The organism is Mariniphaga sediminis, from assembly GCF_003573545.1.
GTDB lineage: Bacteria > Bacteroidota > Bacteroidia > Bacteroidales > Prolixibacteraceae > Mariniphaga > Mariniphaga sediminis.
This window is the reverse complement of the sequence record NZ_QWET01000002.1, coordinates 385,621-401,951: the sequence shown is the minus strand read 5'-3', so window position 1 is coordinate 401,951 and position 16,331 is coordinate 385,621. Positions and strand designations below refer to the sequence as shown.

Below are 16,331 nucleotides of genomic sequence, written 5' to 3'. Positions count from 1 at the left end.
AAAAAATGTATACTTAATATGAGAAATTTCACATCAGTAAAAGATATTCCTGACTTAAAAAAGGTAGTTGATGCTGCCTTTGAGATTAAAAAGGACCGCTTTGCCTTTCAGCATCTGGGTAAAAATAAAACGATGGTCCTGATATTTTTTAATCCCAGTTTGCGTACACGCCTGAGTACCCAGAAGGCGGCCATGAACCTTGGTATGAATACTATGGTCATGAATGTAAGCGAAGATGGCTGGCAGCTGGAATCGGAACTGGGCGTTGTAATGGACGGCGACAAACCGGAACACTTGTTGGAAGCCATTCCGGTAATTGGAAAGTATTGCGATGTAATTGGCGTACGTTCCTTTGCGAAGTTTCAAAACAGGGATGATGATTACTCCGAGAAGATTCTGTCGCAGTTTATTGACTATGCCGGCGTACCGGTTGTGAGCATGGAAGGCGCTACCCGCCACCCGTTGCAAAGTTATGCCGACCTGGTTACCATTGAAGAATTTAAAAAGAAAGAACGTCCCAAGGTTGTATTGACATGGGCGCCACATCCCCGGGCGTTGCCGCAGGCAGTGCCTAATTCGTTTGTGGAATGGATGCGCGAAACAGACTATGAGTTGGTTGTTACCCATCCCGAAGGGTATGAATTAGCGCCTGAGTTTATGGGGGATGTGAAAGTAGAATATGATCAGAAAAAGGCTTTTGAAGGTGCTGATTTTATTTACGCCAAAAACTGGGCTTCTTATAGTAGTTACGGGCAAATTCTTTCAAAAGATTTTGGGTGGACTGTGAACGAAGAAAAAATGGCTTTGACCAACGATGCCCGGTTTATGCACTGCCTCCCCGTTCGTCGCAATGTTATTGTGGCCGATGGCGTGCTTGACAGTCCTTCCTCTATTGTTGTGGAACAGGCTGCGAACCGCGAGATTACTGCTCAGGCCGTGTTAAAAATGATTTTGGAAAATAACAGGTGATACGGTTTCCCGCGAAGCGATCGTTTCGGTGCGAACCGTATTGAGAATGGGGAAATTTTAATTCATACCCCGTTCAACTTAAATCACCTTCTTCATGTAATAAGAATGAGTAGCAAGAAAATTGAAATCATTCCGGCTATCGATATCATTGGTGGCAAATGCGTGCGGCTTGCACAAGGCGATTACGAACGCAAAACGGTGTACAATGAAAATCCGCTGGAAGTGGCCCAAATGTTTGAGGATGCCGGAATCAGAAGGTTGCATCTTGTGGATTTGGATGGGGCTAAAGCAAAACATATCGTAAATTACAAGGTGCTGGAACAGATTGCCTCCCAAACCAATTTGATTATCGATTTTGGGGGAGGTCTGAAATCGGATAAGGATTTGGAAATTGCGTTTGATTCAGGCGCAGCCATGGTGACCGGCGGCAGTATCGCCGTAAAAGAGCCTGAAACTTTTTTGAGTTGGCTCGGGAAATTTGGGAGTGAAAAAATCATTCTTGGCGCCGATGCCAAAGATGGAATGATTGCTGTGAGCGGTTGGCAGGAAGAAACGGAATTACCCGTAATCGATTTTATCTCCGGATTTCATGAGAAGGGAATTTCCAAAGTGATTTCTACTGATATTAGTAGGGATGGAATGTTAACCGGACCTGCATTTGAGTTGTATTCAGAGATTATGAAAACATTCTCTGACGTTGAAATTATTGCCAGTGGAGGCATTGCTTCCATGGATGATATTTTCAATCTGGCCGAAATGGGTGTCCCGGGTGTTATTACCGGAAAAGCTATTTATGAAGGGAAAATTAGCTTAAAAGAGGTGGAAAACTATAACCTCTAAAGTGTATGTGTTGAAATTATAACCTTTCCCGGTTATTTTTTTATTTATAACCTATATTAGTTATATTTGTACTGTGAAACAACAAAAACAAATAGCGGTTATAACAGGAGATATCGTCAACTCTTCCATTTTAAAAGAAGATCAGAGAAAGATAATTCAGGCAAAAATTGAACGTTTTGTACATGAAGGTATTCTTCTGAAGACGCGATTTTACCGGGGCGACAGTTTCCAGCTGGCGGTAGAACCTTTCGCGGCATTATTGCTGGCCCTGAAGTTCAGGATGGCTGTGCGGCGTCTAAATGAAGGGAATGATGTGAGAATATCGATTGGCATTGGCGAAGTTTCAGCCTGGAATGAAGATGTACTTTTGTCGAATGGCTCTGCTTTTGAACGGTCGGGAAAAAATTTGGATAAACTGAAAAAAAAGGGCCTGCACATTATTATTGTTACCGGAAACAGTGAACTGGATAATGAGCTGGAAACCTATTGTTACATGGCCGACGTACTGATAAAAAACCTGACTTCCGTTCAGGCGAATGTTATTTTTCATAAATTGGACGATACCCCTCAGGAGCAGATTGGCGAAATGCTAAATGTCTCTCAGCCGGCAGTTAGTAAAACTTTAAAAGCAGCCAACTGGAAGGCAATTGAAAAGTTTCTGGGCAGGTACAGACAAATAGTTGAGAAAAATTATGGAATTACTGAATAGTGTTTTCCTTCCGATGCTAACGGGGCATCTGGTTGCCGATTTCTGGCTGCAACCGGGCTCCTGGGTGCACCACAAAAGAGAAAACGGATGGAAGTCGGCGAAACTGGTTTTACATTCCGGGATCGCATCATTGCTGCCTGTACTGTTTACTTTTCAGTTAGGTTTGTGGTGGTTCTTTCCGGTAATTTTTGTTCTGCATTTTTTTACGGACTTCTTTAAATCGAAATTACCGGACACGATCCTTGCTTTTCTGGTTGACCAGCTTTTACATATAGGAGTGTTGTTGGTTTTAGCAGTTTTTGCAACATCTGCAGAAATTTCAGAAGGTCTGACCGGGTTTTGGATTTATGCTGTCGGATTTGTTTTGGTCACCAGTCCTTTGGGTATTTTTACAGGGATGTTTTTAAATGTTGTGATACCCGATAAAAGTAAGGCATTTAAGCTTGATGTTTCAGCCTGGATAGGTATTTTGGAGCGTGTACTCATCCTGGTGTTTATCACGTCAGACCAGGTAGCAGCACTCGGTTTTCTGATTGCCGCAAAATCCATTTTTCGATTTAACGATACCCGTGAGGACGGGAACAAGAAAGCAGAATTCTTTCTTTTGGGGACACTGCTTTCCTTTACATTGGCTATTGTAGTTGGGTTGGTAATCAATTGGTTGTCATCATAAAAATATTTTGAACTTTTAATTTTAAACAGAGAATGCTTGCAAAAAGAATTATACCATGTCTGGATATTCGGGATGGTCAAACCGTGAAGGGAATCAACTTCGTAGACATCAAAGAGGTGGGTGACCCGGTTGAACTGGGAGCCAAGTATGCGGCAGACGGAGCCGACGAGTTGGTTTTTCTTGACATCACGGCTACACACGAAGGGCGCAAAACTTTTGTGGAACTGGTAAAACGTATTGCCCGTCATCTGAATATCCCTTTCACTGTAGGCGGTGGTATCAGCGAATTGGCAGATGCAGAAAAATTGCTGAGTGCCGGTGCGGACAAAATTTCCATCAACTCTTCGGCTGTACGCAACCCGCAACTGATAGATGACATGGCAAAAAGTTTTGGAAGTCAATTTGTGGTGGTGGCCATAGATGCACGAGGTGATGAAAAGGAGCACTGGACGGTTACCGTAAACGGAGGGCGCATTCCTACAGATAAGGAACTTTTTTCATGGGCAAAAGAAGCAGAAGATCGTGGCGCCGGAGAAATCCTGTTTACGTCCATGAACCATGACGGAACTAAAAACGGTTTTGCTAACCAGCAACTGGCCCGGCTGGCCGATTCATTAAAAATTCCGATCATTGCATCGGGCGGGGCAGGAGCAAAAGAACATTTTGTAGATGTATTCACGAAAGGAAAAGCAGATGCCGGACTGGCAGCTAGTATTTTCCATTACAACGAGATTCCAATTCCTGAACTTAAAAAGTATTTAAGAGAACAGGGGATTGTGGTGCGTTAATTTGTAAATCGTTAAATTCGCGGCAAATTATTATTATGATGGAGTTTTCAGGTATAGAACAAATAGATTTCAATAAACTAAACGGCTTGGTTCCGGCAGTTATTCAGGATAATTCAACACAGAAGGTGTTAATGGTGGGGTTTATGAATAAGGAAGCCCTGCAAAAAACCACCGAAACAGGAAAGGTAACCTTTTTCAGCCGTACCAAAAACCGGTTATGGACAAAAGGTGAGGAATCCGGTAACTTTCTGAATGTGGTTTCCATACTGGTTGATTGCGATAAAGATACTTTGCTTGTTAAAGCTAATCCGGTTGGACCGGTTTGCCATACCGGCGCCGATACCTGCTTTTCAGAAACGAATAAAGAGGCCGATATTCAGTTTCTGGAATATCTGCAGAGTTTTATTGATAAGCGGAAACAGGAGATGCCTGAAGGGTCTTATACTACATCTCTTTTTCAAAAGGGAACATCCAAAATTTCACAGAAGGTGGGAGAGGAAGCCGTTGAAACCATTATTGGTGCTATGGCCAACGATGATGAGAATTTTATTTATGAAGCAGGTGATCTGATTTACCATCTTATTGTTTTACTTACGCACAAAGGCTACCGTTTGGAAGATGTGGTTAAAGAATTGAAAAAGCGGCACAAATAGTTTGCAGGCCTGTGGCTGTACCTTCGGTGGATTTTTGCTTTAACCCCTCTTTTAAAAAATTGTTATGTAACATAGTTTCAAAACATAACTGTAAAACATTTTATATTTTTTATCATTTTCAGGGAGTTTTGCGTATAAGTTGGTAGTTTTGTATTACTGCTAACTCAAAAAAACTATATCATGGAAACCGCAACTGCTTGTCCGACCAGCACAGCCACCATTCTGGCCTGTCAGAAAATTGCCAAATCATTTAAGGAAAACATTTACGAATTGTCCAGCATCCGGAATGAATGGGATCCTGAATATGCCATTTCCCTTAATGTTTGGATAAATGATACCATTGAAAAGTATTATGCTGAAAGCTTTGACAGCATTAAAGATGAGAAATACCGGGAGTGGCATGAGGTGTTGGTGGCAGGGCTTCAAAGCCTTAAAGTTCTTCGGGCAGCATTAAAAGTGGATTTTAAAAAAGATAAACCTTTTGTTAAAGAAGTTTTTAAGAAACTGGGATACAACGATTATTTCAGCGACGCCAAGAATGGGGATCATCTGAGTTTATACAAGTTTCTGGTTACTTTTGCCGAGAACCTTGATGAGGATACCCGGAAAAAGATTTCTGACAAAGGTGTTCCGGATTCTTTATTTCATAAGATTCTGGAAACAGCCCGGCAGATTGAAGACTTCAAGTGTTGTTTCGAAGCGCTGGAAAGCGAAAACGAGTTGAATACCTTTGCTCAAAAAGATGTAATCGAAATTTATGAAATCGTCCAGGATATATGTCGCCTTGCAGCTGCCTATTACCAGTTTGATCCCATCAAACGGGACGAATTTAATTTCTATAAAGTTATGGTAAATCTTTAAACTGTCTGATAATTAGCTGTAAAAGCAGTCTGCTGAAGTTTCGGCAGGCTGTTTTTTTTTTAATCCCTGACAGGCTTTGAAACCTGCCAGGGATTAATCAATTATTTCCCTCTGAATAGTGGATCGGCACCAATAGTACCCACCAGTTCATCCAGATACTTGTCAGATTCAACATGTTGCAGGTTGTTGAAAGCGCTTTGCAACCGACCCGAAATTTCCATTTTTTCAACCAGCTCCTGGTTGTTCGGATCCGACATAAAATCTTTCAGGTACCGGATTTGTTTATTCAGGAAGGCTGTATCCTTTTGTTGTTTCAGCCTTAGCCGTTCTTTGTACCAGTCTGTTTGTAGTACAAAATCCCTGTCGAATTCCTTTCGGAGTTCCGGGCTGCTCAGCTCTTTTCCTTCGTAGTGCCCATAGGCCATAATGTGCAGAAGGATTTTCAGGGGAGGAATAGCTGCTTCCACACTGCCTTCTTCAAAGTACTGAAGCGCTACTTTTTGTTGAGCTTCTACAATGTTTTTAATTCCGTCAACATATTCTTCCATATCCTGAAGTTCAGGCCGGAGCATTTTGTCGTTAAATACAGCTAATGGCTCATCGAAAAGCCTGTTCATACAGCGGAAGGCAAAGTTCTCATTGATACGATAACCGAGGCGACTGGCCAGGATTTTTTCTCCGTTGTATTCAAAATCTTCCAGTTTTTCGAGGCAGTTATGACTGATAAGCTTTTGAGCATCTCTGTCATCGGGTTCAAGGCGGGCCCATATTTCCGGGACGAGGATACTGATATCATGATCAAACCGTTTGTATTGCCCGATGTATCCGGCAGCCGAACTGAATCCCTGGTACTCGGAAAGAATGTAGGAGAGCAAGGCATTGTTCAGATCGGTAGTTGGCACGAGCATATTGAACGGCCCTTTGGTGAGCGCCCCTTCGGAGCCTGCTCCTGTGGTGGAAGGTGACTTTCCGGTGAGGCTACAGATGAAATCCATGAACAGTTCCGGGATTTCCTGGTAATGAATCGGGTTATAGACACTGAGCGGACGGATGCCTTTTTCCCTTTCTGCAGGGTTGTTGCGCCGCCCGGGAAGCACAGCGTTCACCGGCAAATGAACAGGGTTCTCTGCCGGAACTTTTCTGAATAACCTGATTCCTGTTTCGGCAAGGTAAGTTTCCTGGTTTTCATGTTTAAACCGGTTGACCTGCAGGTAACGCGGGTTGTTGGTCGGAACGCCATTCACGACACGTGTGTGGGCAGGCGAAACAAAATAACAATCTTTATGTCCTTCAGCTACCTTTTTAATCAGATCCTGCACAGGGGCAGTATACTCATCGAAGCGGATGGCATCCTCATAAATTTCGGTGGCGTCCTCGCGCGTCAGCGGTTCATAGTTGGTAAGGAAGGTATTGTTGCGTACAATATCTGCTTCGGCTTCCTTGTCGTAACCTCTTATTATCGCTTCATCCGGCCGTTGAAAGAGGAAGCTTTCGCAGTTGGAAACCAGCTTCACGCTTTTATTCCTGTATTCAGGATTTAAATGGTTTAACCGGTTGGCCGGCACAGTAATGGAAGCCGTAATGTCATCTTCCATCTGGATTTTTTCGCTGGGAATAAAGTCGGAGCGCAATTTATGTAAATACCATTTTCCTTCAGGGCTAAAACCTATTCGTGCGTAGCTTGCTACAATTTTATTGTGTTTGTAGCGCAAGGCATTTCCGTCTCTGCCATTCACTATTTCCACATTCAGGTATTCCTTCCAGGTCCCTTTATCCTGATGGGTGCGGTACATTCTTTTGATATACAGCGCCAGGTTTTTTACATGGATGGGAATACTTTCCAGAAAACGGTTGTATTTATCGCTGTACTGATCGGATGGAGTAAGCAGTTTCACTGCGGAGCCCAGTGTCCGGTGCGGACTCAGGAAGGGTCTGGATGGGCGCGCATCCGGGTAAATGGATTTCCAGCGGTTGGAATAGTCGTATTGAATGAGCATATCCACCATTTCTGAGTCTTTTTCCAGATCCTGGATGTAAAATGAACCGTATTTAATGGCATTCTGCATCGATTTGGATATTTCGGATTTTCCCCCTCCGGAAACCGTGCTGGGTTTGTGGCAGAAAATACCTTCCGGTGCTGTGTCTACAATTCGCCACAACTGCTGTTCCGGGTGTTTTACAAGTTGAAACTTGTGTCCCGAAGGATGGATGTAAATTTTTTGGGGCGACAGTTTCAGTTTTTGTTCTTTGCCATTATGCTTCCAGATAACTGCACCTTTTTCCAGATCAATGTCAGCATGTTCATGAATATAAATGATGTCCGGATATTTTTTATCGATCGCATAGTTTTCCGGCATTACGTCGATTTTTCCGGCCAGCAGGTTTTTTACTTCCTCAAAAGTATATTTGTTGTTAAACTTTCCGGAGAACGGCTCTCCAAAAATATTGTCTCCCATATTTCCCCGAGGGAAAGCAATGGCACCACCTGCATGTTCTTCTTCAACCAGTCCGTAAAGGTTGGCAGAGTAGCTTATCTGCGTTTTTATCTCTTTTTTCGAGTATCCGTAATAGTTGTCGGCAATAAGTGTTACCACCACGCCCCGGTCGTCGCGACAAGTGACTTTAAAGGCGCCGCCATCATTATAAAGTTCGTTTTCATCCTTCCAGCACATGCCGTTGAGCCGCTGGCGTTCGGTGGCATCATTGAAATGGGGCAGACCGATGTCTTTCTTTTTTAGTTTGGTAAGGTGTGGCGCCAAAATAATGCACCCGGTGTGGCCGGTCCAGTGTTCAATGTCCAGCGCCGCATCGTTTTCTGCGAGGTTGTGGTCTCCTGCATTTCCAAAAATGGTTTCCACAAAATCGAGATTACTCACCAGGCTTCCGGGGGCGAAAAAGCGGATTTCCATACTTTTTTCACTGATTACTCCTTTCACCTCCGGGCAAACCACTGGTCGTAGTAAAAGCGAAACCATTAGTTTGGCTTTATCCTTCTGGTTCGATGTAAAGGGAAGAATATTTATCTCGTCCGACGGATGAAGCGCCGCGTGTAACATGTGCGCAAACGCAATTTTAGGTACTTCCTTTTTATCGAGGGCTACCGGAAGTCCGCCTTCCACAATATGAAATGTCCCTTTGGTTGTACGCTTGTCGGCTGCCGGGTTGTTCAGAATTCCCTGTTTGAGCCGGTAAGAACTCAACAGATCGTTTTTAAATGAGTTTCCGTTGGGAGGGAGACTCACTTCGCGGGCCATCCCAGGCTGGTTTAATACAAGCGTGTCATTTGGCAACCGGCAGGGTTTATCGAAACCAGTGTCTTTTAAATAATCATCTATAAATTCCTGAATACGAAAATCAGGAGGGGAGAGATGTCCGGCAAGCAGTCTCGATTTTTCACGAAAGCTGCTAATCAACCCTTCGGTAAGTGAAATAAAACGGGCTCCTGCGTATTTAGCCCCTTCTTCCGCCTCACCTGTAAACAATGGCTGTCCTAACGAAGCCAGTTGCAGGTTGATGTATTGAATCATTTCCCTTCTGTCTTTTTTTCTGGATTTCTGGATATCCTTTTCATCGTTTTTCATCTGTCGAAAATATTTTAACCGTCAGTATTTTGAATAAGATTGGTTGTGTGTCTTGGGTTAAAAGAATGCTCTGTCCCATGGAATTCCGGCCAGTACCAGAATGAGGGCAAGGCTGTACCAGATTGCGGCAGAGCAGTGTTTTTTTACTGGTATGGCAGCTTTTTTGGATTTGCTTTTTCCGATATGGACAAAAACCAGGGCAACGAGCATCATCAGGATATGTTCTACTGCGTAGAAACGTAAATCGGCATTTTTCATAGCTGCACCGAAATCGGCAAAAGCTGCTTTGGTGAGCGGACTTACAAACGCGTAGAGTATTAGTCCAACCAAGAATTGAATGTCAACGAAAATAGTAAGTACCAATCCCAACATATTGTCCCGTTTCGACCACTCTCTTTTACTGAACCAGCCTGTAAATGCAGAAACAATTGCCAGCAACAATACAATTAAAACTAACCAGCGAAAGAGATTGTGGGTGTGAAGTAATCCTGTGTACATGATTTTTAAATTTATACATTATATATTAGAAAGAAACACTTTTTTCAGACTTTAGTTGAAAGGAATTGTATTGGCTAGTTTAAAAATTTCATCGGCCTCCCAGATTGTTTTTTCAGTATGGGAATTTATGGCCGCATTAATCATCGCTTGTGCAACTGTTCTATCTTCAATGGGGCGGTATTTCTTAAAAACGAATCGGGTTACCAGGCGTGCAACGGGAATGGAAATATTTTCCATCCAACGTTTTTCTCTACGCTCTCCAGTCAGGGAAGAAGGCCTTAGTATGGCCAGTTTCTTGAAGTTAAGGTTAGCCACAGCTTTATCCAGTTCACCTTTCATGCGGGTGTAAAAAATTCGCGACCTGGGATTGGCACCAACCGAAGAAACCAGTACGTAATTTTCTATTCCGTTTTCTTTGGCTTTCCGGGCAAAATTCAGGTTGTATGTAAAATCCACTTCATATTCCTTTTCTTTACTTCCGGCTTGTTTTAAGGTCGTTCCCAATGCCGAAAAGAGGATGTCTCCCGTCAGTTTTTCGCCCCAGGTTTTTTCGTTGCTAAAATCAACAACTTCCTGAGTCAGTTTCGGATGTTGCATTTCCGTATTGCGCCGGACAAAAATGCGTACTTTTTCAAACTGATCATTCTGCAAAAGTAAATGTACCAGTTGTTTCCCCACCAGCCCGGTTGCTCCAATGACATTTGCCGTTTGTTTCATGCGCATCCTAATTATTCATTTTTGAGGTATCCTGATGGCCATGGGGAGAACTTCCATAAAATTTAGGATCATGATTCATTATGAAAAATTTATTCATCACCATTTTATTTCTGTTTTTTACTTCCCATTGCCCGGTTCAACCGGAACCATTTCCAAAAGTTTCTCACATCTGTTGGGACTCCTTAAGTCCATCTCTTATGTGAAGGTAATCAAATGTGGTGTATATTTTGGTATTTGATAACAGTTTCTAACATAAAAATAAAAAAGGCAGGAGTTTATTCCCTGCCTTTCCATTGTGAAAATCATTTATCCTCCTTTTAGTCCAAGTTTTTTTCAAACGACTGCCCATATTAGGAGCAGTATCATAAGCAATCCGATGCCAATAATAAATGCCACACTATTGCCTTTGCCCGGTTCCTCATTTTTTTGATTCATAACTTTTCAATTTATTATTCTGACGGAGCCAGGCGAAAAAGTAACACGTTTTGAGATGAAATTATTCAAAGATATTTTAACATGTGGGGTATTTCAGAGTTTATGTGAGTCCAGTAAGTCGCCATTTTCGTTAAAAAGGAGCAGGTTACGTTTGAGCGCAGGATCTCTTATGATCACCTCAAAAAAACGGTTCTCTTTTCTGAGAATGACAATGGCATTCATAATTTCACCTAGTTTATTACATTCATCCGCAATTTCTTTTGGCAGTTCGCTGGGCCAAAGATTTTTTTTGTATTCTTTTAAAATACCTTCGTGGGAAAAACGGGCAATGTGTTCTATATCATTCATATAGAAAATAGCCTCGTAACTTACTTTTTTCTGTTCCCAATCAATGTTAATGGCACCGGGAAAATGACTAAGCAGTACTTTTTGAATAGCTTCAGGAACCGACTTCGGCGGACTTTTAAATATTTTTATAAGTGGTCTTTTCATAATTTTTCGGATGGATATTGTTGCAGACTTTTTTATGGTTTGTTATATGAATATTACATTTTTTTTTAGTCATTGCTAAACAGTTTAAAATACATGTAAACGACCCGGGCTCTTGCCCGTTTCAAACGCATTTTAACAGCATCTTCACTTATAGTAAGGCTGGTTGCTATCTCTTTTAGAGATAAGGAATCCTGGTATTTCATGAGTAACAGGGCTTTTTCTTCAGGGTGTATTTTTTCGAAAACCTCCAAGAGGTTTTCATAACTCAGTTCGTTTATTTCAGTGTCTGACTCATCGATTATTTCGGGGAGTTCGTTATTTTGGTTCCAGTTGGGGTAGTGCAATTGTTTCTTTTTCCGAAGGTAATCTATAATTGCGTTATAAGAAATGGAATACAACCACGAAGAAAACTGTGATTTTCCCTGGAAGCTTTCCAGTTTCTCAAATGCTTTACTTAAAATATCGTTGGCAAATTCTTCCGATTGAGATTTGTTTTTTAAAAAACTGTAACATTTATCCTTTACCCTGGGAAAATAACGGCGATATAAAACGCTGAAAAGTTCATTGTTCTTTTCGCTTCTTAATTTTTCAATTATTTGATCATCTGTGAATTGGTCTGTTGTGAGATCGTTCATGACACTAGTTGGATTTTGAATGATCATTTTTTCAGGAAAATTACAATTTTTTTTTCTGTTACTTCATGTTATGCGCCCGTCAAAATAGATGAATGAAATATGAAATAACATTCAAAAAAATAATCATTTAAATGTTTGAAATCATGAAAAGAATTTTTTTCGTTTTAACCTTATTTGCTGCTGCCTTTATTTTTGTGTGTTGCGGTAAACTTCCCCAGGCTGAGTTGGATGGCGCCAAAGCTGGGATAGAATTGGCAAAAACAGCCCAGGCAGATATGTACCTTGAAACAGATTTTTTTGCGTTACAGGATTCATTAAATGCCACCATAGTGGTTATGGAAGCGCGGAAATCAAAAATGTTTGCAAATTATAATGATGTTACGGCAAAGCTGAAAGAAATTACTGAGCAGGCCACAGAACTGGTTGCGAAGACAGAAACCAGAAAGGAAGAAATAAAAAGCGAGTTGGTTTCGGCTCAATCGGCCATTACTGCCTTGCAGGAAGAGAACCACCAGCTTTTGGGGATAGCTCCAAAAGGGAAGGAGGGCAAAGAGGCGCTTGATGCCATTAAGGCCGATATAGACGGAATCAGCATCTCCGTTTCCGAGGTTCCCGCTTTAATTGAAAATGGGGATTTGTTAAATGCGCAAACTAAAATTAAAGCTGCGCAGGAAAAAGCTTTGGGAATTAATACTGAATTGAAAACAGTATTGGAAAAATACATGAAAAAGAGTTAGCAAGGTCATCAAAAAATAAGATTTCATAATTACCGGGGATTTTCCCCCGGTAATTTTATATGCAGGTATATAGAACGAACATGAATTTTTATCATTCTAAATTCACAAACAAGAATGATTAAAGTTTATACGAGTCTCCGGATGTCTTCTCGGTCAGCTGACTGAGAAGGCATTCGGAATTCAAAAAATATGGAAACAGATGAAAGCGAAGAAATTAACCCGGCTACTCATTTATTTTTTTCTTGCTGTTTTATTTGCTTTTTCGGGATACGCGATAATTATTTATACCGCCAATAAACCGCCCGTGGAAGAAATAAACAGAGCCCGGGAAGCACTCGCTTCAGCGAAAGGGAAAAAAACCGGGAAGTATGCAGTAGAGTCATTTAAGAAAGCTGAAAAACTTTACAATGATGCAATTGCTGAGTGGGAATACCAAAATCGTCAATTTTTTATGAGGAGGGATTTTTCTTTTACTTCTGAACTGGCGGTTAAATCGTATAACCAGGTAATGTCTTCAGTGGAAGAAGCTGATGAGTCAAGAATGAAACTGAAACAAGACGCAGAGCATAAACTGGCTCTTTTGAAAAAGCAAATTGAATATTTTGAAAAATACTATAAAAACCTGGCGCTTGGAAGTTCCATCCTGCACTTGTTTAGTAAAGGGAAAACGTACTTTACGGAAGCGCAAATCGAATTTAAAAGAGATGAGTATGTGCAGTCGCTAAGGTCGATTTTCAGGGCAGAACAAAAACTCTCGCAAGCAGAGAAGCTGGCGTTTTTTAAGTTAACGGAGTTTTATAATAATTATCCGGGCTGGCAGGAAAATACCCGATTGGCGTACAACCTATCCCAAAAAGGGCAAATCGTTTTTTTGATTGACAAAATGGAATCCTCACTTATTGTGTTAAAATCGGGGAAAGAGTTTAAAACGTTTGCCGTTGAGTTTGGCGAAAATTGGATGGGAGATAAGGCCATCAAGGGGGACAAGGCAACGCCGGAAGGAATATATAAAGTTCAGACCAAAAAGAGCAACTCCAAAACGAAATATTATAAAGCTCTTTTATTGAATTATCCCAACAAGGAGGATCAAAAGCAGTATGATGAACTGGTGCGTTTGGGTAGAATATCAAAAAATGCGGGTATCGGCGGGTTAGTAGAAATTCATGGCGAAGGCGGAAAAGGAGTTCATTGGACCGATGGGTGCATTGCACTCGAAAATGGAGAAATGGATATAGTTTACAGGCTGGGGACCGTCAATACCCCGGTAATTATCGTCGGATCAAGGAAGTCAATGGAAGAATACCTGAACTAAAAATGTGGAATATCAGAAAATACCTGCACTCTTTTGCCCGGATGTTTTTTTGGGTTTTTGTGTTAGGGCTTTTTGTTGCAGCTAACCTGTTTTTAGTGCCGTTTGTCCAGTATTCCGTTTACCGGGGCAAATCATCCGGGAATATACTGCCTGATACAGTCCGGGTTTCTGAAAGGGAGTTGAGTCAGATGAAGCAGAAAGCAGAGATGCTAAAAAGGAAGTTACACCGGCTGACCTTCGCAGGAGATGCATTTCTGATTGTTAATACCACAAACAATACATTCCGCTTGTACCAAAACCGGCAAGTGGTAAGAAGTGGTTTGTGTTCCACCGGGAGTTTCATTCATCTGGAGGCCGACAGTTTACAAAGTTGGTTGTTTGAGACGCCCAAAGGAGTGTTCACCATAAAAAATAAAATGACCGACCCGGTTTGGCGCAAACCCGATTGGGCATTTATCGAAGAAGGATTGCCGCCACCCCCTCCTGGCCACCCTTCCCGCTATGAACGTGGAGTTCTTGGCGATTATGCCCTCGACCTTGGAAAAGGATACCTGATTCACGGTACTCTTTATCAGAGGCTAATCGGACAGCCTGTTACACATGGTTGTATCCGGCTAAATGACCAGGATCTGGAGCATATTTACAAAACACTTCAAGTCGGGTCTAAAGTGTATATTTATTAAACCGGGATAAAATGAATTTTTTGAAAAAAAGAAAAGGATTATTTTCAATTATTGCTGTGTTTACATTGCTGCTCGTTTTTTTTGTAGTTCGGCTGGTTTTTGCAGTAAGTTCTTCATATACAGGCTTTGGGAAGTCTGTATCCGTTCCCCTCAGGAGTGATGTACACACTGCCGGTTGGAACAACAGCGAGGTTCGTAAGTTACAGAAAGATATCTTTTTGCTTGAGCAACTCCGGGTTTTAGCCCAATCAGATTCGATAAGTATGGTAATCGACTTGTCTGACAGTACCGTGCAGTTACAATTGAAGGGCATGGAACTTTTTCATACAAAAATCCTTCGAAAGTATCCTGGAGTTTTTTTAGATGACCTGAGTCAGGAGGCATACAGGCGTTTTGCACAAATTACATGCATAGGAAATGAAAAGGCCAATCTTAGCAAAAAGCCTGTTAAAAAGATTCAGGCTTTTCAAAAAGAAACAATTGGCTCCGGGGCAGAAACCGCTAATTTGCAAAACGCTCCGGTGAATTGGTCATTTGTAACCGGCAATAATGTGTGTGTAGTGATAACCGGTGTAAAATTGAATCAGGATTCAACATTTATAATGCACCCTACATACGATTTAATAAAGTACTTTACCCGCAATTTTTTTAATGAAATTTTCCCGGAGACCTATTCTCCCGTTCTCTATTTGTGGCTGAATGACAACGATGCCAGGGCTATTTACCGCGCCGTTCCGTTAGAGGGGAAGATTTTGTTCCGCAACTAACTATCTGGCCAATTTGCTGAATAAGTCCCTGAAAATAGCGTCGCGACGGAGGTCTGTAGCCATTCGTATAAAGTGGCGGGAATGATCGACACTGAAGGTCATCTGGTCGGTGAGTACCGGACTGTGAACCAGATCGGTTTGAATCCACGTCGGATTTACAAGCCAGGCCACTGTTGTTACATCCCAGATTACTTTGGAGTAGGCCTCTTTTCCTCCGCTGTATTCACACACAATGTTGTACAGGTAATCCGACAACTCGTTTTTCCCTTCCAAATAATATTTTAACTCGGGAATAGTTGTATGAAAGTGTGATACCACAGGGCGACAGGGCATGACGACAAGAGGTACCCCTGAATCGAAAACCACACGGGCTGCCAGTACATCCTGTTTCAGATTAAATTCCCGCTGGTGGGGCCAGTTTAACCCGTTGCCGCCTAACCAAACAACTACTATGTTTTTAATAATTTCAGGTTCTATCAAAATAGCCGAAGCAATATTGGTAATACAGCCAACCGGCACCACATAAAGCGGGTTCTCCGGACTGCTTGCCATCGCTTTTTGCACCAGGTCGAGTGCTGCTTCGCTACGAACAGGACGGGTTACATCTTCCAAATAGCGGTCGGAACCGCGAAAGGCAAATTTTTCAGGAGATTTTCCCAGCATCTTCAAAAGCCGCAGAATTTCCTGATAGCTTTTTTCCATGCCGTCGGCAGGACCTTCTGAACGGGCATTGTGAAACGGGGCAGCGTACACCGCTTCCAGTTGTATTTTTTCTTTCGACAAATAGGCATAAGCCAGCGCAAACTGGTCGTCCACTTCATTATAAGTATCGGTATCCAGTACCACACGTACTTTCCCGGAAGGCGGTTCCAGTTGTTTCAACCTGAAAGCTTCTTCTAACTTCGGGAAGGTTTGGGAAGATGCAAGGAGTGATGAAATTGAAATTACCATGCCGGTTAAAATTGTTTTTAGCATAAAAAA

At 42.0% G+C, this 16,331-nt stretch carries 17 protein-coding genes; 11 read left to right on the top strand and 6 right to left on the bottom strand.

Going from position 1 to position 16,331, the window contains the following annotated elements; genetic code table 11:
• Positions 1-18: 18 nt before the first annotated feature.
• From D1164_RS04075 to D1164_RS04045, 7 genes are all read left to right on the top strand, one after another.
• On the top strand, positions 19-969 hold the full coding sequence (locus tag D1164_RS04075; RefSeq protein ID WP_119348650.1) for an N-acetylornithine carbamoyltransferase: 951 nt from the start codon (positions 19-21) through the stop codon (positions 967-969).
• A 105-nt stretch (positions 970-1,074) separates the two neighbouring features.
• The gene (hisA, locus tag D1164_RS04070) at positions 1,075-1,809 is read left to right on the top strand and encodes a 1-(5-phosphoribosyl)-5-[(5-phosphoribosylamino)methylideneamino]imidazole-4-carboxamide isomerase (RefSeq protein WP_119348649.1); all 735 of its coding nucleotides are present in this window, start codon (positions 1,075-1,077) and stop codon (positions 1,807-1,809) included.
• A gap of 73 nt (positions 1,810-1,882) precedes the next feature.
• Positions 1,883-2,518 (top strand): nucleotidyl cyclase domain-containing protein, encoded by a 636-nt coding sequence (locus D1164_RS04065; RefSeq protein WP_119348648.1) that lies wholly within the window; start codon positions 1,883-1,885, stop codon positions 2,516-2,518.
• Entirely contained in the window at positions 2,502-3,191 is a 690-nt protein-coding gene (locus tag D1164_RS04060; RefSeq protein WP_119348647.1) for a DUF3307 domain-containing protein, read from the top strand. Before D1164_RS04065 ends, D1164_RS04060 begins: the two co-directional genes overlap by 17 nt.
• 32 nt (positions 3,192-3,223) lie before the next feature.
• The gene (hisF, locus tag D1164_RS04055) at positions 3,224-3,979 is read left to right on the top strand and encodes an imidazole glycerol phosphate synthase subunit HisF (protein ID WP_119348646.1); all 756 of its coding nucleotides are present in this window, start codon (positions 3,224-3,226) and stop codon (positions 3,977-3,979) included.
• 35 nt (positions 3,980-4,014) lie between these two features.
• Positions 4,015-4,632, top strand: a complete 618-nt coding sequence (gene hisIE / locus D1164_RS04050; protein WP_241558250.1) for a bifunctional phosphoribosyl-AMP cyclohydrolase/phosphoribosyl-ATP diphosphatase HisIE — start codon at positions 4,015-4,017, stop codon at positions 4,630-4,632.
• A 180-nt stretch (positions 4,633-4,812) separates the two neighbouring features.
• A complete protein-coding gene (locus D1164_RS04045; RefSeq protein WP_119348644.1) occupies positions 4,813-5,493 on the top strand; it encodes a hypothetical protein in 681 nt (226 codons plus the stop codon).
• A gap of 101 nt (positions 5,494-5,594) precedes the next feature.
• On the opposite strand, the gene D1164_RS04040 is transcribed toward D1164_RS04045, so the two are convergent.
• The 5 genes from D1164_RS04040 to D1164_RS04015 form a co-directional block, all read right to left on the bottom strand.
• Positions 5,595-9,074 carry a hypothetical protein gene (locus D1164_RS04040; RefSeq protein WP_119348643.1) on the bottom strand — a complete coding sequence of 1,160 codons (3,480 nt, stop codon included), beginning with the start codon at positions 9,072-9,074 and terminating at the stop codon, positions 5,595-5,597.
• Positions 9,075-9,131: 57 nt separating this feature from the next.
• Complete coding sequence (locus tag D1164_RS04035) at positions 9,132-9,572, bottom strand: hypothetical protein (RefSeq protein WP_119348642.1); 441 nt, start codon at positions 9,570-9,572, stop codon at positions 9,132-9,134.
• Between the two features lie 51 nt (positions 9,573-9,623).
• Positions 9,624-10,289 (bottom strand): oxidoreductase, encoded by a 666-nt coding sequence (locus tag D1164_RS04030; protein WP_119348641.1) that lies wholly within the window; start codon positions 10,287-10,289, stop codon positions 9,624-9,626.
• Between the two features lie 528 nt (positions 10,290-10,817).
• Positions 10,818-11,216, bottom strand: a complete 399-nt coding sequence (locus D1164_RS04020; protein WP_119348639.1) for a hypothetical protein — start codon at positions 11,214-11,216, stop codon at positions 10,818-10,820.
• Between the two features lie 65 nt (positions 11,217-11,281).
• Positions 11,282-11,851 carry an RNA polymerase sigma factor gene (locus tag D1164_RS04015; RefSeq protein ID WP_172594328.1) on the bottom strand — a complete coding sequence of 190 codons (570 nt, stop codon included), beginning with the start codon at positions 11,849-11,851 and terminating at the stop codon, positions 11,282-11,284.
• 143 nt (positions 11,852-11,994) lie between these two features.
• Here D1164_RS04015 and D1164_RS04010 point away from each other — a divergent pair, with 143 nt between their 5' ends.
• The 4 genes from D1164_RS04010 (at position 11,995) to D1164_RS03995 (ending at position 15,350) form a co-directional block, all read left to right on the top strand.
• A complete protein-coding gene (locus tag D1164_RS04010; RefSeq protein ID WP_147372021.1) occupies positions 11,995-12,588 on the top strand; it encodes a hypothetical protein in 594 nt (197 codons plus the stop codon).
• A 199-nt stretch (positions 12,589-12,787) separates the two neighbouring features.
• Complete coding sequence (locus D1164_RS04005) at positions 12,788-13,900, top strand: L,D-transpeptidase family protein (RefSeq protein WP_119348636.1); 1,113 nt, start codon at positions 12,788-12,790, stop codon at positions 13,898-13,900.
• A 2-nt stretch (positions 13,901-13,902) separates the two neighbouring features.
• The gene (locus D1164_RS04000; protein ID WP_206610912.1) at positions 13,903-14,583 is read left to right on the top strand and encodes a L,D-transpeptidase; all 681 of its coding nucleotides are present in this window, start codon (positions 13,903-13,905) and stop codon (positions 14,581-14,583) included.
• An 11-nt stretch (positions 14,584-14,594) separates the two neighbouring features.
• The gene (locus D1164_RS03995) at positions 14,595-15,350 is read left to right on the top strand and encodes a hypothetical protein (protein ID WP_119348635.1); all 756 of its coding nucleotides are present in this window, start codon (positions 14,595-14,597) and stop codon (positions 15,348-15,350) included.
• On the opposite strand, the gene D1164_RS03990 is transcribed toward D1164_RS03995, so the two are convergent.
• On the bottom strand, positions 15,351-16,325 hold the full coding sequence (locus D1164_RS03990) for a nucleoside hydrolase (RefSeq protein WP_119348634.1): 975 nt from the start codon (positions 16,323-16,325) through the stop codon (positions 15,351-15,353). It abuts the gene before it with no gap.
• Between the last annotated feature and the right edge of the window lie 6 nt (positions 16,326-16,331).

Coding starts and splice junctions, on each gene's coding strand:
- D1164_RS04075 (WP_119348650.1), top strand. CDS start 19: ATGAGAAATTTCACATCAGTAAAAGATATTCCTGACTTAAAAAAGGTA.
- hisA (WP_119348649.1), top strand. CDS start 1,075: ATGAGTAGCAAGAAAATTGAAATCATTCCGGCTATCGATATCATTGGT.
- D1164_RS04060 (WP_119348647.1), top strand. CDS start 2,502: ATGGAATTACTGAATAGTGTTTTCCTTCCGATGCTAACGGGGCATCTG.
- hisF (WP_119348646.1), top strand. CDS start 3,224: ATGCTTGCAAAAAGAATTATACCATGTCTGGATATTCGGGATGGTCAA.
- hisIE (WP_241558250.1), top strand. CDS start 4,015: ATGATGGAGTTTTCAGGTATAGAACAAATAGATTTCAATAAACTAAAC.
- D1164_RS04045 (WP_119348644.1), top strand. CDS start 4,813: ATGGAAACCGCAACTGCTTGTCCGACCAGCACAGCCACCATTCTGGCC.
- D1164_RS04040 (WP_119348643.1), bottom strand. CDS start 9,074: ATGAAAAACGATGAAAAGGATATCCAGAAATCCAGAAAAAAAGACAGA.
- D1164_RS04035 (WP_119348642.1), bottom strand. CDS start 9,572: ATGTACACAGGATTACTTCACACCCACAATCTCTTTCGCTGGTTAGTT.
- D1164_RS04030 (WP_119348641.1), bottom strand. CDS start 10,289: ATGAAACAAACGGCAAATGTCATTGGAGCAACCGGGCTGGTGGGGAAA.
- D1164_RS04020 (WP_119348639.1), bottom strand. CDS start 11,216: ATGAAAAGACCACTTATAAAAATATTTAAAAGTCCGCCGAAGTCGGTT.
- D1164_RS04015 (WP_172594328.1), bottom strand. CDS start 11,851: ATGAACGATCTCACAACAGACCAATTCACAGATGATCAAATAATTGAA.
- D1164_RS04010 (WP_147372021.1), top strand. CDS start 11,995: ATGAAAAGAATTTTTTTCGTTTTAACCTTATTTGCTGCTGCCTTTATT.
- D1164_RS04005 (WP_119348636.1), top strand. CDS start 12,788: ATGAAAGCGAAGAAATTAACCCGGCTACTCATTTATTTTTTTCTTGCT.
- D1164_RS04000 (WP_206610912.1), top strand. CDS start 13,903: ATGTGGAATATCAGAAAATACCTGCACTCTTTTGCCCGGATGTTTTTT.
- D1164_RS03995 (WP_119348635.1), top strand. CDS start 14,595: ATGAATTTTTTGAAAAAAAGAAAAGGATTATTTTCAATTATTGCTGTG.
- D1164_RS03990 (WP_119348634.1), bottom strand. CDS start 16,325: ATGCTAAAAACAATTTTAACCGGCATGGTAATTTCAATTTCATCACTC.